Raw genomic sequence first — 15,010 nt, forward strand, 5'->3', positions numbered from 1 at the left:
TCACCTCAGCGGCACATAAACGTTGATTACCAGCTTGTCCTCCGCCGTCTTCAGGGGATCGGTGATGTATTCCTCGATGAAGGTGTCTTTGGCTTCCAGTTTCTTGTCGTCGAGATGGTTGGTGATCGCCTCATAGGTGTTGTCCATGTTGTCGTACGAGCCGCGATGGACGAATTTTAGCGCCTTGCCCTCGGGCGATTTGCCCATGCTCATGTCCTTGGTCAGGTTTTTCACATCCTGATCGACCGGAATCTGGGCGAGATACGTGAAGCCGGTATCGTCGGTCGAGGTGTAGACGATCATGGAATTGCCCGTGGCCTTGATGCCCTGCTTGTCAAGCAGCGCGGTCAGCGCCTTGAAGGAATCGATCAGGGTATCGAACGCCGAATCCCAGTTGGCGGTGCCCTTCATCACCACGACCTTCTTGGGCTCGAGCGTGAACTCCTCGCCGAACGGGTCGGCGTTCTGGACGCTAGCGGCGGGAGGCGGCGGCGCAGGCGTCGGAGCTTTCTCCGCAGTCGGGGCATCCGCCGGGGACTTGGTTTCGGCCGGCGGCGGGACCGGCGCCGCCGATGGTGCGGGGCTGGGCGTTGCCGACGGGCTCGCGGCCGGGGAGGCTGAGGGCGCCGGCGATTGCGCCAGCACTGCCCCACCCAACGCGATTGCCACCATCGGGGCCAGCGCGAACACTGCCGCGCGGAAAGTGCTAATTCGGTTCATTTCAGGTATTCTCCATCCACCCCGAGTGGCCGCCGCGTGTCCCCTCGCGCCCGCCCCGATGGCGTTATTCCTAACACGCAAGGCTCGCTTTCGTCCCATGACAGATGCGTCATATGTGCTTGCGCACTGGTCAACGCGGCATCATCCGCCATATAAGGCAGGCATAAATTGGGAAATTCCATGAGCGCGCTGGCCAACCACGCATTTGCCAAAATGAACGGCATCGGCAACGAGATCGTCGTCGTGGACCTGCGCGATTCCAAGGCCGCCGTGACGCCGGAAGATGCCCGCGCCGTGGCTTCCCCCGCTGGCGTGCCCTATGACCAGCTGATGGTATTGCAGCCGCCGCGGCTACAGGGCACCGAAGCCTTCATTCGCATCTACAACAATGACGGCTCGGAAGCCGGCGCCTGTGGCAACGGCATGCGCTGCGTGGTGCGCCGCCTGTTCGAGCAGACCGGCCAGACCGCGGTGACGTTCGAGACCCGCGCCGGGCTGTTGAATTGCTGGCAGGGCCCGGCGCCCGACCTCTACACCGTCGACATGGGGGCGCCGAAGTTCGACTGGCAGGATATTCCGCTGGCCGAAGAATTTCGCGACACCCGCTATATCGAACTGCAGGTCGGGCCGATCGATGCGCCGGTGCTGCATTCGCCGTCGGTGGTCTCGATGGGCAATCCGCACGCGATCTTCTGGGTTGACGATGTGAATGCGCATGACCTCGAACGCTTCGGTCCGCTTCTGGAAAACCATCCGATCTTCCCCGAGCGCGCCAACATCACGCTCGCCCATATCGTCGATCGCGATCACATCACGATCCGCACCTGGGAGCGCGGCGCCGGCTTGACCAAGGCCTGCGGCTCGGCCGCTTGCGCTACCGCGGTCGCCGCCGCCCGGCTGAAGCGCGCCAATCGCTCGGTCGAGATCACGCTGCCCGGCGGCAAGCTCGCAATCGAATGGCGCGAGCGCGACGACCATGTGCTGATGACCGGCACGGCCGATTTCGAGTACGAAGACCGCTTCGATCCCGCGCTGTTCGCCAACGTTGCCTGAGAGCCATGAGCGTCGACGTCCTTACTTTCGGCTGCCGTCTCAACGCGTTCGAATCCGAGGTGATCGCCCGCGAGGCGGAACGCGCCGGGCTTTGCGATACCGTCGTCATCAATAGCTGCGCGGTCACCAACGAGGCGGTGGCGCAGGCGCGGCAATCGATCCGCCGGCTGAAGCGCGAGCGGCCGGATGTGCGCATCGTCGTCACCGGCTGCGCGGCACAGACGCAAGCAGAAATGTTCGCCGAAATGGCCGAGGTCGATCGCGTCGTTGGCAATGAAGACAAGATGCGGGGCGAAGCCTGGCGCGATGCGCGCGCGGCGTTCGATTTTGGCTTTGACGTCGGGACAAGCGAAAAGATCGCGGTCGCCGACATCATGGCGGTCCGCGAGATGGCGCCGCATCTGCTTGACGGGTTCAAAACCGGCCTGCCGCGGGTGTTCGTGCAGGTGCAGAACGGCTGCGACCACCGCTGCACCTTCTGCATCATTCCCTACGGCCGCGGCAACTCGCGCTCGGTGCCGATGGGCGCGGTGGTTGATCAGGTCCGCGCGCTCACCGAACGCGGCCATGCCGAGATCGTGCTGACCGGTGTCGATCTGACGAGTTACGGCGCCAATTTGCCGGGTGCGCCGAAGCTGGGGCAACTTACAAAGCAGATTTTGCGCCACGTGCCGGAACTGAAGCGGTTGCGGATTTCGTCAATCGATTCTATCGAGGCTGATCGCGATCTGATCGATGTCATTGCGGACGATGAACGGCTTATGCCGCATCTACACCTGTCGCTGCAATCCGGCGACGACATGATCCTGAAGCGGATGAAGCGCAGGCATTCGCGACGAGACGCGATCGAATTTTGCGCCCAGGTGCGGCGGCTGCGCCCGGGCATCACGCTCGGCGCCGATATCATCGCGGGCTTTCCGACCGAGACCGAGGAAATGTTCGCGCGTTCGGAGGATCTGGTGGGGGAATGCGACCTCACTTTCCTGCACGTGTTTCCTTACTCGAAGCGACCGCGGACCCCGGCTGCGCGGATGCCGCAAGTCCCGGGCGAAACCATTAGAGCGCGAGCGAAGCGGTTGCGCGCCGTGGGTGAAGCCGGATTGCAGCGGCGGTTGGCGTCGGAGGTCGGCGCGACGCGTCAGGTTTTGATCGAAAGCGCGACGCAGGGGCGCACCGAGCATTTCCTGCCGGTTGATATCAGTGGCGAGACGCCGGGTGCCGTGATGACGCTGACAATAAAGGGCCACGATGGTGCGCGGCTAATAGTGTGAGCCGCAAGCTCCGCTGTGGTCGTCCGGCTTGGCCGGGCGACCCAGAACGCCGCGGCTCCTCGGTTGATCTCTGGCTTCTCTGGAATACTGGATCATCCGCCTTCGGATGATGACAGCAGTGGTTGGGGCGCCAGTCGCGCCACGAACCACTACTTCCCATTCCACCCACACTTCCGCAACCGCTCGCGCATATGCGTCGGCGCCGGTGCCACCACGCGCACCGGCTCCTTGTTCTTCGAGATCGGAACCACGATCTCGCGGGAGTGCAGATGCAGGATCGGCTCGCCGAACCGCGGGCCGTTGCCGTAGATGTTGTCGCCGACGATGGGCCAGCCCATCGCTGACATGTGCACGCGCAATTGGTGGGTGCGGCCGGTCACCGGTTCCAGCGCAAGCCAGGCTAGGCCGTCGCCGCGACCACAGACCTTCCAAGTGGTGACGGCCTTCTGGCCCTCCGGGTCCGGCTTTTGCCACCAGCCGCGCTCGGCGTTCAGCCGCCCCAGCGGCATATCGATGATGCCTTCATCCTCGGCAGGTCCGGCCTCGACCACGGCCCAATAGGTCTTTCCGACCTTGCCGTGCTTGAACAACAGGCCGAGCGAAGCAGTGGCCTTGCGGTGGCGTCCCAGCACGAGACAGCCTGATGTGTCCTTGTCGAGCCGGTGGGCCAGCACCGGCGGCCGCGGCAGGCCAAATCGCAAGGCATCGAAGGAAGCTTCCAGATTGGCGCCGCCCTTGGGGCCGCGATGCACCGGCAGGCCGGCCGGCTTGTCGATCACCAGCATCAGCCCGTCGCGATGGAGCACGCGGGCCAGGATTTCGTCTGCCGTTAGTCCTGGAACATCAAAGGATGTCCCGGGCACATCAAGGGATGGCCCGGGAACATCAAAGGATTTGTTGTGACTTCCGCTCATGGCGCGAAACCGCTAACACGTCCCCGACATGAGCGATACCACTCCTGGAACCCCCAAACTGAGCTGGTGGCGGCGGCTGTCGAGCGGCCTGAAGCGGACTTCGAGTTCGCTCGGCGCGGCCGTCGCTGACCTCGTCACCAAGCGCAAGCTCGACCGCGCCATGCTCGACGATATCGAGGATGTGCTGCTGCGCGCCGACCTCGGCACCACGGTTGCGGTCAGAATTGCGGACGCCGTCGGAGCCGGCCGCTACGACAAGGCGATCTCGGCCGACGAGGTGAAGACGGTCGTCGCGACCGAAGTCGAAAAGGTGCTGGCGCCGGTGGCGATGCCGCTGGAGATCGACGCGGGGCAGAAGCCTTTTGTTATTCTTGTGGTCGGCGTCAACGGCTCCGGCAAGACTACGACCATTGGCAAGCTTGCCGCGAAATTGAGTGCCGAGGGCCGCAAGGTGATGCTGGCGGCGGGCGATACGTTTCGTGCCGCCGCAATCGAACAGCTCAAGATCTGGGGCGAACGCACCAAATCGCCGGTCGTTGCGGGCGCGCAGGGTTCGGATTCGGCGAGCCTTGCATTCAACGCGCTGAGCGCGGCGAGAGAGCAAAAGCTCGACGTGCTGCTGGTCGATACCGCCGGGCGATTGCAAAACAAGGCCGAGTTGATGAACGAGCTGGAAAAAGTGGTTCGCGTCATCAAGAAGGTCGATGCGTCGGCCCCGCATGCGGTGCTGCTCGTGCTCGATGCGACGGTGGGACAAAATGCGTTGTCGCAGGTCGAGGCGTTTCATCGTACCGCTGGCGTCACAGGGCTTGTGATGACGAAACTCGACGGCACCGCGCGCGGCGGGATTCTGGTGGCGCTGGCGGAGAAGTTCAAACTGCCGGTGCACTTCATCGGTGTCGGCGAAGGCATCGAGGATCTCGCGCCGTTCACCGCGCGGGATTTTGCTAACGCGATTGCGGGAATTGAAAGTTAGGTTTTCTTTGTCATGCCCCGCGAAGGCGGGGCATCCAGTACGCCGCGCCGCTGATCGGGACCGAGACGCCCCGGAGTACTGGATCACCCGCCTTCGCAAGTGATGACGGCTACACAGGATATGAAATGGACAAGAACCAGCCGCATCCGCTGTTCAAGCTTGCGACCGAACTCGGTCCGCTGATCGTGTTCTTCGTCGCCAATGCGAAGTTCAATCTGTTTGTCGCGACCGGCGCCTTCATGGTGGCGATCGTGGCTGCGATGATCGCGTCCTATGTGGTGGTGCGGCATGTGCCCATGATGGCGATCGTCACCGCCGTCATCGTGCTGGTGTTCGGTACGCTGACGCTGGTGCTCCACGACGAGACCTTCATCAAGGTCAAGCCGACCATTGTCTACGGCCTGTTTGCGGTGATCCTCGGCGGCGGTCTTCTGTTCGGCCGCTCCTTTATCGCGGTCCTGTTCGACCAGATGTTCAACCTGACCCCCAAAGGCTGGCGCATCCTGACCAGGCGCTGGGCGCTGTTTTTTCTGGGAATGGCGATTCTGAACGAAATCATCTGGCGCACGCAGTCGACCGACTTCTGGGTCGGCTTCAAGGCGTTCGGTGCGATCCCGCTGACGATGATTTTTGCAATTGCCCAGATGCCGGTGATCAAGCGCTACCATCTGGAGCCGGCCACGCTCGAGGCGAGCGAGGCGGAAGCGGGGGATGTGAGCAAGGGGTGATTGGGCCGCTTGTGTGGCTCTACTCCCTCGCCCCGCTCTTGTGGGGAGAGGGTCGGGGTGAGGGGTCTCTCGTCGCAAAGATTGTCGGTGATGGTGAAAGCCTGCCCGGCCCCTCACCCGAAATTCCCGCTTCGCGCGAATTTCGACCTCTCCCCGTAAAGAACGGGGAGAGGTTAAGTAAACGGCCTCAACTCTTCTGCTTGGCGATGATCTTGTCCTTGATCTTGTCGTAGGTCGCCTGCGGGACGATGCTCTTCTGCACCAGCTCGTCCTTGCCCTTGTAGGGGCGGCCGGCAATGATCTTCGCCGAGTAGGCTTTCCCGACACCCGGCAGCGCGTCGAGCTGCTCGGCGGTCGCGGAATTGATGTCGAGCAACTCGGCCTTCGGCGCGGGCGCCATCTTCGATTCTGAGCCCTTTGGCGCAGGCGCCATCTTGCTGTCGGATTTGGCCGCGGGCTGCGTGCCCTGGGCCATCGACGGCGTTGCCGTCAGCATGCCGAGCGTGAGCGCGGTGGCGAGAAGAGAAGCGAGCGTGAAATGACGCATATGGGTGTCCCTCCAAGGACGGTTCAAGTAACACCCCAAAACTAGCTGCGAATTCGTGGCGGCGCCATGGCTGCGAAATGAACGGCAGATAAAAGCGGAAGATTATTTGACCCTCGTGGTGAGGAGCGCGTCTTCGCGCGTCTCGAACCATGAGGCCCGTGCTACATCCTTCGAGACGCGGCCAAGTGGCCGCTCCTCAGGGATGAGGTCGGTGTTACGATCCGTGCAACGCCTTCTCGATCTCGACCTTCAGCACGCTGTCGAGATTGGCGGGCGTCACCGGCCCGACCAACTTGTAGCGAATGGTGCCGTCGCGGCCGACCACGAACGTTTCGGGTACGCCGTAGACGCCCCATTCGATCGAGCCGCGGCCGTTGCCGTCGACGCCAACGACGGTAAACGGATTGCCGTAACGGCCGAGAAAGCGGCGGGCGTTGTCGGGTGAATCCTTGTAGTTGATGCCGATGATCTGCAGCCGTGTGTCCCTGGCCAGCGCGGTCAACAGCGGCGCCTCGTCGTGGCACGGCACGCACCATGAAGCCCAGACATTGACGACCGAGACCTTGCCCTTGAACACGGCGGGGTCGAGCCCGGGCACGGGGATTCCGTTATGGACGAGGCCGTCCAGCGCCGGCAGCGTGGTTTGAGGCGCGGGCCGGCCAATCAGGGCGGATGGAATCCTCGACGGATCGCCGCCGTAGAGCCGCAGCAGCAACAGGCCGGCGATAGCGATGAAGCCGATCAGCGGCAGCGCCACCAGCCAGCGCCGGCTGCGAGGTTGATCGGATGTTATGGGCGCGCTCATCAAACGTCCGTCGCCTGGCGGCCGGACCGCCGGGTCACGCCGCCGGCCTCGAACTCGCGCAGGCGCTCCTTCTGGAGCCGATAGTCGATGGCGATCCAGACAATGAGAATCAACACGATCGCCGCCACCAGCGAGTAGGACGTCACGATATAGGAAGCGTAGGGTCCGAGCGACATCGCGTCACGCTGCCTGCTGGCTGGCTTGCATCATCTGCAAGCTGCGCACGCGCCGGCGCAGGATTTCGTTGCGCATCGCCGCCAAGTGCAGCGTAACGAACAAAAGCGAAAATCCGATCGCCATCACGAGCAGCGGAATCAGGAATGCCTTGTCGAGCGACGGACCGCCCATCCGCATCACCGAGGCCGGCTGATGCAGTGTGTTCCACCAGTCGACCGAGAATTTGATGATCGGCAGATTGATTGCGCCGACCAGCGTCAGGACGGCGGCGGCCCGCGCCGCCCGCGACGGATCGTCCACCGCGCGCCATAGCGCCATCAGGCCGAGATACATCAGGAACAGGACCAGCACCGAGGTGAGCCGTGCGTCCCATTCCCAATAAGTGCCCCACATCGGCCGCCCCCACAGCGAGCCGGTGACCAGCGCGAGAAACGTGAAGGCGGCGCCGATCGGCGCGGCGGCCTTGGCGGCGACGTCGGCGAGCGGATGCCGCCATACCAGCGTGCCCAGCGCGGCGATGCTCATGACGCCCCATACAAACATCGAAAGCCACGCATTCGGCACGTGGATGAACATGATCTTGACGGTGGCGCCTTGCTGGTAGTCGTCGGGCGCTATCGCCGCCTGATAGAGGCCCACCAGCAGCAGGATTGCGGTCGCACCTGCCAACCATGGCAGCACGCGCCCCGTCAGTGACAGGAATTTGGTGGGATTGGCGAGGTCGATCAGCGTCATAGCATCCTGATAGTCGTCAGCGGCGGGGCAGGCAATGCGGCTTAGTTTGTTTCATATTGCCTCCGCGAGAGTTGATCGGCGTCACGTCATTGTCAGTCGAGCCCATGCCGCAGGCTCGCCGCGGCGGCGAACGGTCCAACCACCAGACTGACCAGCGACAGCGCGCAGAGGATCGAAAACGGTGTTCCAAACGCCAGCGGACCCGTGATAGCCGCCTGCGACGCCGAAACGCCGAAGATCAGCACGGGGATCGATAGCGGCAGCACCAGCACCGCGAGCAGGAGGCCGCCGCGGTGCAAGGTCACGGCGAGGGCCGCACCGATCATGCCCGTGAACGTCAGCGCCGGCGTTCCCACCAGGAGCGTCAGCGCCACCGCCGATGTCGCCTCGCCGTCGAGGTTGAGCAACAGCCCGAGCATGGGCGTCGCCACGATCAGCGGCACACCGGCAGCGAGCCAGTGGGCCAGCGCCTTCGCCGCACAGGCAAGCTCCAGCGGCGTCTGGCCCATCACGATCAGGTCGAGCGAGCCGTCCTCGTGGTCAGCCGTAAACAGGCGGTCGAGCGTGAGCAGGCTCGCCAAGAGCGCGCCGAGCCAGAGGATCGCAGGCCCCAATCGGGTCAACAGCGCCAGGTCCGGCCCGATCGCGAACGGCATCAGCACCGTGACCGTAAGGAAAAACAGCACTCCGATCAGCGCCCCGCCGCCGACGCGGAGCGCGATTTTGATGTCCCGGCGAATCAGCGCGGTGATGGCGGTCATGCGAGGCGCCCCTCTGAACAGTCGGTTGGAGCCCATGGCCATTGCCGCGCAGACGGTGCCCTCCCTCCCTCCTTGCGAGTGAGGGCGGGGGAGAGGGGCAGCCCCGGAAAAGGTATTTGAGGGCTGCGCTTGTTGCGAGTGGCCCAACGGAGAGAGCAGGTCGTGTGGCACCCCTCTCCCTGACCTCGAGAGCGAGCTTCGCTCGCCTCGGACCCCGCAAGGGGGGAGGGAACGGAAGGAGCTGCGCTCGGAGGTAAGAAATTCAGCAAGTTCACTTCCCACCTCCCATCCGCAGTTCCCTCGCTTCGATCCCGAGTGGGGCATGCGTCGCAGCAACAATGATCCCGCCGCTTGCGAGATGGTCGCGCATTACGCCCACGCATAGCTCCTGTCCGGCGGCGTCGAGCGCCGAGGTCGGCTCGTCCAATAGCCAGACCGGCCGTCGCACCACCAGCAACCGCGCGATTGAAAGCCGGCGCCGCTGGCCGGCCGAGAGGTAGGCCGCCGGCAGATAGGTAGCGTGGCCGAGGCCCACGGCGGTGAGGCATGGGCCGACGTCGCCGGTCTCACCGCCCAGAAAATCCCGCCAGAACGACAGGTTTTCCGCAACGCTTAGCGCAGGTTTCAGCGCATCGCGATGGCCGAGATAGTGGGATTGCTCCGGCAAGGTCAGCTCGGTCTCGCCGCCTTCCAGGCCGATCGATCCGCCCGCCGGCACCAGCAGACCCGCGACCAGGCGCAACAGCGAGGTCTTGCCCGAGCCGTTCGGGCCGACCACGGCCAGCACTTCGCCGGAAGCGGTCTCGAAATCGAGGCCCGAGAACACCGCTCGGCCGCCTCTCACACAACTGATTTGGCGCCCCGAGAGCCGCATTTTGCTTCGTAACAGCCCTCTGAAATTGGTGGGTACCGTGTCAGAATTTGTGGGTACCGCATTGCTGCAGCACGTTTGTCGCTGTGGCGGCGCTTCTAGAAAGATTCTATAAGCCCGGAACTTGATGCAGCACACAATCGGCGGCTGCAAGCCAAGAAGCCAGCCTTCCGCTGACGGTGTTAAAATACCCTTGCCGGGTATAACTAGAATTTGGGATTTCCTGACATGACCTCGCTCGACAGCTTCAAATGCCGCAAGACCCTCAAGGTCGGCAGCAAGACCTATGTGTATTACAGCCTGCCCGCCGCCGAGAAGAACGGTCTGAAGGGAATTGCCAAGCTGCCCTATTCGATGAAGGTGCTGTTGGAAAACCTGCTGCGCAACGAGGACGGCCGCACGGTCAAGAAAGAGGACATCGTCGCGGTGTCAAAGTGGCTCCGCAAGCGCAAGCTTGAGCATGAAGTGGCGTTCCGCCCGGCGCGCGTCCTGATGCAGGACTTCACTGGCGTGCCGGCGGTGGTCGATCTCGCTGCGATGCGCAACGCGATGCAGGCGCTCGGCGGCGATGCCGAGAAGATCAACCCGCTGGTGCCGGTCGATCTCGTCATCGACCACTCGGTCATCGTCAACTTTTTCGGTGACAACAAGGCGTTCGGCAAGAACGTCGTCGAGGAATACAAGCAGAACCAGGAACGCTACGAATTCCTGAAGTGGGGCCAGAAGGCGTTCTCGAATTTTTCCGTGGTGCCGCCCGGCACCGGCATCTGCCATCAGGTCAATCTCGAATACCTCGCGCAGACGGTGTGGACCAAGAAGGAGAAGATGACGGTCGGCAAGAAGACCGGCACCTTCGAGGTCGCCTATCCGGATTCGCTGGTCGGTACTGACTCGCACACCACCATGGTCAACGGCCTTGCCGTGCTCGGCTGGGGCGTCGGCGGCATCGAGGCGGAAGCCTGCATGCTCGGCCAACCGCTGTCGATGCTGTTGCCGGAAGTCGTCGGCTTCAAGCTCAAAGGCCAGCTGAAGGAAGGCGTCACCGCGACTGACCTGGTGCTGACCGTGACGCAGATGCTGCGCAAGCAGGGCGTGGTCGGCAAGTTCGTCGAGTTCTTCGGCCCCGGTCTCGATTACCTCTCGGTGGCGGACAAGGCGACCATCGGCAATATGGCGCCGGAATACGGCGCAACGTGCGGCTTCTTCCCGGTCGACGCCGCAACCATCGATTATCTCAAGACCTCAGGCCGCAAGGCCGACCGCGTCGCGCTCGTCGCGGCCTACGCCAAGGCGCAGGGCCTGTTCCGCACGGCGAAATCAACTGACCCGGTGTTCACGGAAACGCTGACGCTCGACCTCAAGGATGTCGTGCCGTCGATGGCCGGCCCGAAACGTCCCGAGGGCCGAGTCGCACTGCCTGCCGTTTCCACCGGCTTTGCGGCCGCGCTCGCCAGCGAATACAAGAAGCCGGAAGCCGCTTCGACGCGCTATCCGGTCGAGGGCCGCGACTTTGATCTCGGCCATGGCGACGTGGTGATCGCTGCGATCACCTCCTGCACCAACACTTCGAACCCGAGCGTTTTAATCGGCGCGGGCCTCTTGGCGCGCAACGCCGCTGCCAAGGGCCTGACGGCCAAGCCGTGGGTGAAGACCTCGCTCGCGCCGGGAAGTCAGGTGGTTGCGGAATATCTGGCCAATTCCGGCCTGCAGAAGGATCTCGACAAAGTCGGCTTCAACCTGGTCGGCTTCGGCTGCACCACCTGCATCGGCAACTCCGGCCCGCTGCCGGAGGACATTTCGAAGTCGATCAACGACAACGGCATCGTCGCCGCCGCCGTGCTCTCGGGTAACCGCAATTTTGAAGGCCGCGTCTCGCCGGACGTGCAGGCGAACTATCTGGCCTCGCCGCCGCTGGTCGTGGCGTACGCGCTGGCCGGCACCGTGACCAAGGATCTCGCGGTCGATCCGATCGGCGCCGGCAAGGACGGCAAGCCGGTGTACCTGAAGGACATCTGGCCGACCACGAAGGAGATCAACGCCTTCATGAAGAAGTTCGTCACCGCGACGATCTTCAAGAAGCGCTACGCCGACGTCTTCAAGGGCGATACCAACTGGCGCAAGATCAAAACGGTCGAGAGCGAGACCTACCGCTGGAATATGAGCTCGACCTATGTGCAGAACCCGCCCTATTTCGAAGGCATGAAGAAGCAGCCGGACCCGATCTCGGACGTCGTCGATGCGCGGATTCTGGCACTGTTCGGCGACAAGATCACCACCGACCACATCTCGCCGGCCGGTTCGATCAAGCTGACTTCGCCGGCCGGTAAATTCCTCAGCGAGCACCAGGTGCGCCCAGCCGACTTCAACCAGTACGGCACGCGGCGCGGCAATCACGAGATCATGATGCGCGGCACCTTCGCCAACATCCGCATCAAGAACTTCATGCTGAAGGGCGCCGATGGCAATATTCCGGAAGGCGGACTAACCAAGCACTGGCCCGACGGCGAGCAGATGTCGATCTACGACGCGGCAATGAAGTACCAGGCGGAGAGCGTGCCGCTGGTGGTGTTCGCCGGCGCCGAATACGGCAACGGCTCCTCGCGCGACTGGGCAGCAAAGGGCACCCGCCTGCTCGGCGTTCGCGCCGTGATCTGCCAGAGCTTTGAGCGCATTCATCGCTCTAACCTGGTCGGCATGGGCGTGTTGCCGCTCACCTTCGAAGATGGCACGTCTTGGACGTCGCTCGGCCTCAAGGGTGACGAGACGGTGACGATCCGGGGGCTCCAAGGCGATCTGAAGCCGCGCCAGACCCTGACGGCAGAGATCGTATCCGGTGATGGTTCGCTGCAGCGCGTGCCGCTGCTCTGCCGCATCGATACCCTCGATGAGCTTGAGTACTACCGAAACGGCGGCATTCTGCATTATGTGCTGCGCAAACTCGCGGCTTAACGCGGATTTGTGATCGGTGCCTCACTTCGAAGTGAGTAGCGAGCAGGAGGAAGGCGGCCTATGACAAGGCCGCTTTCGCGCGTCTGGGGCACGCCTTTGGGATATCAAATCATGCCCCGTACAAATACGGATGGAAAACGCTACGCCCGGTTCGCACGATGACAGCGATGATGGCCTACAATTGCATATCGCGATGGTCCGGTGCGCTTGGCGTCTGCGCGATCATCGCCATCATCCGCCCGGCTCATGCCGATCCCCGCGCCGTAGTCGAACTGTTCACCTCGCAGGGCTGTTCGTCGTGTCCGCCGGCCGACCAGATCGTCGGCGAACTCGCCAAGGATCCGTCCGTCATCGCGCTGAGCATGCCGATCGACTACTGGGACTATCTTGGCTGGAAGGACACCCTGGCGGACTCGCGGTTCAGCGCGCGTCAGAAGGCCTACTCGCATGTACGTGGCGATCGTAACCTCTACACGCCGCAGATGATCGTCAATGGCTCGGTGCAGGTGATCGGCAGTGATCGCGCCGCCATCGAAGGGGCCATCAAGAATACCAGCAAGACCGAAGGTGTGATGTCGGTGCCGGTGACGATGACGTTGTCGGGTAAGCTGCTCAACGTCTCGGTAGAGGCGAGCAAGGTGCCGACGGCGGGCCGCGGCGAAGTCTGGATCTGCTCGATCTCAAAGGCGGTGCCGATCTCGATTGGGCGCGGCGAGAATCGCGGCCAACAAATCACCTACTACAACGTGGTGCGCAATCTCGTGAAGGTCGGCGACTGGAACGGCGGTTCGGGAAGCTGGACCGTTCCGCTTGAAAATATTTCCCGCGACGGCGTCGACGCCGCAGTCGTCTATGTCCAGGACGGCAGTCGCGACAAGCCGGGCGCAATGCTCGGCGCCGCCTATACCGCGCTGCGCTGATTAGCTCCGGGCTACGAGGTCTAAGTTTTGTCTCATCTTGAAGCGTCGGACAGTCGGCGAAGTCAGCGCCGCGCGTGATATTTGCGAGAGCAGTCCCCAAAACGAAAAAGGACCAACTTTCGTTGGCCCAGTATCGGGATTAACTCCCTCTGCGAACAGGCCCGATCCCGACGGCCCCGGGGGGCTGGGGGCTGAGGAATCCGGAACCGAAAGGACCGGGCCAACGCAGGATTTTCTTTTCGCAATTTAGCGGGGCGGGCGATGGGCGGAAGTAGGGCAGCAATAAGATTCCGCTAACGATCCCGTGAATCGACGTTTCCGGGATATCGGGCCATCCGCCCGGTTTCCCTCGTATTTACAACCCCCTTGCGGCGTCCTGCGGTTAGCGCGATCATGTAAATTGGATGACAGGAGGCGCTCCATGACTCTGATATCGGAGGACACCGATCCAAGCGATAGCCGCGCAGTGGCGCGCGTCGCCACTGCGAGCCCGCCGCCGAATCGCGTCACATTCAATCGTCTCGAACTCAACCGTATCCTCAATCTGTATGGGCGCATGGTCGCCGACGGCGAGTGGCGCGACTATGCCATCGACTTTCTGAAAGACCGCGCGGTGTTCTCCGTCTTTCGCCGCGCTTCCGAAGTTCCGATCTATCGCATCGAGAAAGATCCGCGGCTCGCGCGCAAGCAGGGCATGTACAGCGTGATCTCGGCGACCGGACTGATCCTACGCCGCGGCCATGAGCTCGAGCGCGTGCTGCTGGTGATCGATCGCAAGCTGGCGGTGGTATAGCCCTTGTAGCCGGGATGGAGCGAAGCGAAATCCGGGGAACACCACATCGCCCGCGAAACTGTCCCGGATTGCGCTTCGCTCCATCCGGCTACGAGACTTTTCAATCCTTCGGCAACGTCGTCGCGCCTTCACCCAGCGCGCGCTGCATCATCACCGTGTCGAGCCAGCGGCCGAACTTGAAGCCGACGCCGGGATGCGTCCCGATCATCTGGAAACCGCATTTGGTGTGAACGCCGATCGAGCCGGCGTTGGCGGAATCGCCGATCACGGCGATCATTTGCCGGTAGCCGCGCGTCTCGCACTCGGCGATCAGCCGCTGCATCAACTGCAGGCCGATGCCGCGGCGGTGGGTCGAAGGCTTCAAATAGACCGAATTCTCCACCGTGAAGCGATAGGCCGGCCGTGGCCGGTAGGGGCCGGCATAGGCGTATCCGATCACCCGGCCTTCGATTGCGGCGACGAAATAGGGAAAGCCGCCATCCGACAGCGTCCTGAATCGCCGGGTCATCTCAGCGAGGTCGGGCGGGACGAGTTCGAACGTGGCGGTACCGTAGCGCACGGCGTGCTCGTAGATTTCGGTGATGGCGGGGAGGTCGGCCTCGGTGGCGGGCCGGATTTCGGGAGCGGACATGGCAAAAAGATATCAGCAGATAAATCTGGATCAACGCTCTTTCCGTCATGGCCGGGCTTGCCGGCTTCGGTGAAGCTACGCCGGCCTGATAACTAAAGTGCCCGGCGCAGCCTTGGCGTAGTCGGGTCCCGGCCACCCACGTCTTTGTCGCCGCGGCAT

At 63.0% G+C, this 15,010-nt stretch carries 16 protein-coding genes; 7 read left to right on the plus strand and 9 right to left on the minus strand.

The window, feature by feature from the left end; translation table 11 throughout:
* Positions 1-720 (minus strand): GyrI-like domain-containing protein, encoded by a 720-nt coding sequence (locus HCN58_RS31275; protein WP_171583202.1) that lies wholly within the window; start codon positions 718-720, stop codon positions 1-3.
* A gap of 180 nt (positions 721-900) precedes the next feature.
* On the opposite strand from HCN58_RS31275, the gene dapF reads away from it, so the two are divergent.
* The gene (gene dapF / locus HCN58_RS31280; RefSeq protein ID WP_171583203.1) at positions 901-1,773 is read left to right on the plus strand and encodes a diaminopimelate epimerase; all 873 of its coding nucleotides are present in this window, start codon (positions 901-903) and stop codon (positions 1,771-1,773) included.
* A gap of 5 nt (positions 1,774-1,778) precedes the next feature.
* Positions 1,779-3,044 carry a tRNA (N(6)-L-threonylcarbamoyladenosine(37)-C(2))-methylthiotransferase MtaB gene (mtaB, locus tag HCN58_RS31285; RefSeq protein ID WP_171583204.1) on the plus strand — a complete coding sequence of 422 codons (1,266 nt, stop codon included), beginning with the start codon at positions 1,779-1,781 and terminating at the stop codon, positions 3,042-3,044.
* 149 nt (positions 3,045-3,193) lie between these two features.
* Here the strand turns inward: mtaB and HCN58_RS31290 are convergent, their stop codons facing one another.
* Entirely contained in the window at positions 3,194-3,829 is a 636-nt protein-coding gene (locus HCN58_RS31290) for an RluA family pseudouridine synthase (protein WP_235984069.1), read from the minus strand.
* A 157-nt stretch (positions 3,830-3,986) separates the two neighbouring features.
* On the opposite strand from HCN58_RS31290, the gene ftsY reads away from it, so the two are divergent.
* Together ftsY and HCN58_RS31300 are read left to right on the plus strand one after the other, a co-directional pair.
* Positions 3,987-4,934, plus strand: a complete 948-nt coding sequence (gene ftsY, locus HCN58_RS31295) for a signal recognition particle-docking protein FtsY (RefSeq protein WP_171583206.1) — start codon at positions 3,987-3,989, stop codon at positions 4,932-4,934.
* A gap of 125 nt (positions 4,935-5,059) precedes the next feature.
* Complete coding sequence (locus HCN58_RS31300) at positions 5,060-5,662, plus strand: septation protein A (protein WP_171583207.1); 603 nt, start codon at positions 5,060-5,062, stop codon at positions 5,660-5,662.
* Between the two features lie 187 nt (positions 5,663-5,849).
* Here the strand turns inward: HCN58_RS31300 and HCN58_RS31305 are convergent, their stop codons facing one another.
* The 6 genes from HCN58_RS31305 to ccmA all read right to left on the minus strand — a co-directional run bounded on the left by HCN58_RS31305 (position 5,850) and on the right by ccmA (position 9,561).
* Positions 5,850-6,209, minus strand: coding sequence for a ComEA family DNA-binding protein (locus HCN58_RS31305; protein WP_171583208.1), 360 nt, complete (start codon positions 6,207-6,209; stop codon positions 5,850-5,852).
* 214 nt (positions 6,210-6,423) lie between these two features.
* Positions 6,424-7,014 carry a DsbE family thiol:disulfide interchange protein gene (locus tag HCN58_RS31310; RefSeq protein ID WP_171583209.1) on the minus strand — a complete coding sequence of 197 codons (591 nt, stop codon included), beginning with the start codon at positions 7,012-7,014 and terminating at the stop codon, positions 6,424-6,426.
* Complete coding sequence (ccmD, locus tag HCN58_RS31315) at positions 7,014-7,190, minus strand: heme exporter protein CcmD (RefSeq protein ID WP_171583210.1); 177 nt, start codon at positions 7,188-7,190, stop codon at positions 7,014-7,016. The genes HCN58_RS31310 and ccmD overlap by 1 nt, the downstream gene beginning before the upstream one ends.
* A gap of 4 nt (positions 7,191-7,194) precedes the next feature.
* Positions 7,195-7,926: a heme ABC transporter permease gene (locus tag HCN58_RS31320; protein WP_171583211.1), complete on the minus strand. Its 732-nt coding sequence runs from the start codon at positions 7,924-7,926 to the stop codon at positions 7,195-7,197.
* 92 nt (positions 7,927-8,018) lie between these two features.
* Complete coding sequence (gene ccmB / locus HCN58_RS31325; protein ID WP_171583212.1) at positions 8,019-8,687, minus strand: heme exporter protein CcmB; 669 nt, start codon at positions 8,685-8,687, stop codon at positions 8,019-8,021.
* A gap of 271 nt (positions 8,688-8,958) precedes the next feature.
* Positions 8,959-9,561, minus strand: coding sequence for a heme ABC exporter ATP-binding protein CcmA (gene ccmA / locus HCN58_RS31330; protein WP_171583213.1), 603 nt, complete (start codon positions 9,559-9,561; stop codon positions 8,959-8,961).
* Between the two features lie 225 nt (positions 9,562-9,786).
* Here ccmA and acnA point away from each other — a divergent pair, with 225 nt between their 5' ends.
* From acnA to HCN58_RS31345, 3 genes are all read left to right on the plus strand, one after another.
* Complete coding sequence (gene acnA, locus HCN58_RS31335; RefSeq protein WP_171583214.1) at positions 9,787-12,507, plus strand: aconitate hydratase AcnA; 2,721 nt, start codon at positions 9,787-9,789, stop codon at positions 12,505-12,507.
* Between the two features lie 158 nt (positions 12,508-12,665).
* Positions 12,666-13,427 (plus strand): DUF1223 domain-containing protein, encoded by a 762-nt coding sequence (locus HCN58_RS31340; RefSeq protein ID WP_171583215.1) that lies wholly within the window; start codon positions 12,666-12,668, stop codon positions 13,425-13,427.
* A gap of 421 nt (positions 13,428-13,848) precedes the next feature.
* Positions 13,849-14,220 (plus strand): DUF2794 domain-containing protein, encoded by a 372-nt coding sequence (locus HCN58_RS31345; RefSeq protein WP_171583216.1) that lies wholly within the window; start codon positions 13,849-13,851, stop codon positions 14,218-14,220.
* A gap of 100 nt (positions 14,221-14,320) precedes the next feature.
* Here HCN58_RS31345 and HCN58_RS31350 read toward each other — a convergent pair whose 3' ends face one another.
* Positions 14,321-14,851, minus strand: coding sequence for a GNAT family N-acetyltransferase (locus HCN58_RS31350; protein WP_171583217.1), 531 nt, complete (start codon positions 14,849-14,851; stop codon positions 14,321-14,323).
* Positions 14,852-15,010: the final 159 nt, after the last annotated feature.

The organism is Bradyrhizobium australiense, assembly GCF_013114825.1.
GTDB lineage: Bacteria > Pseudomonadota > Alphaproteobacteria > Rhizobiales > Xanthobacteraceae > Bradyrhizobium > Bradyrhizobium australiense.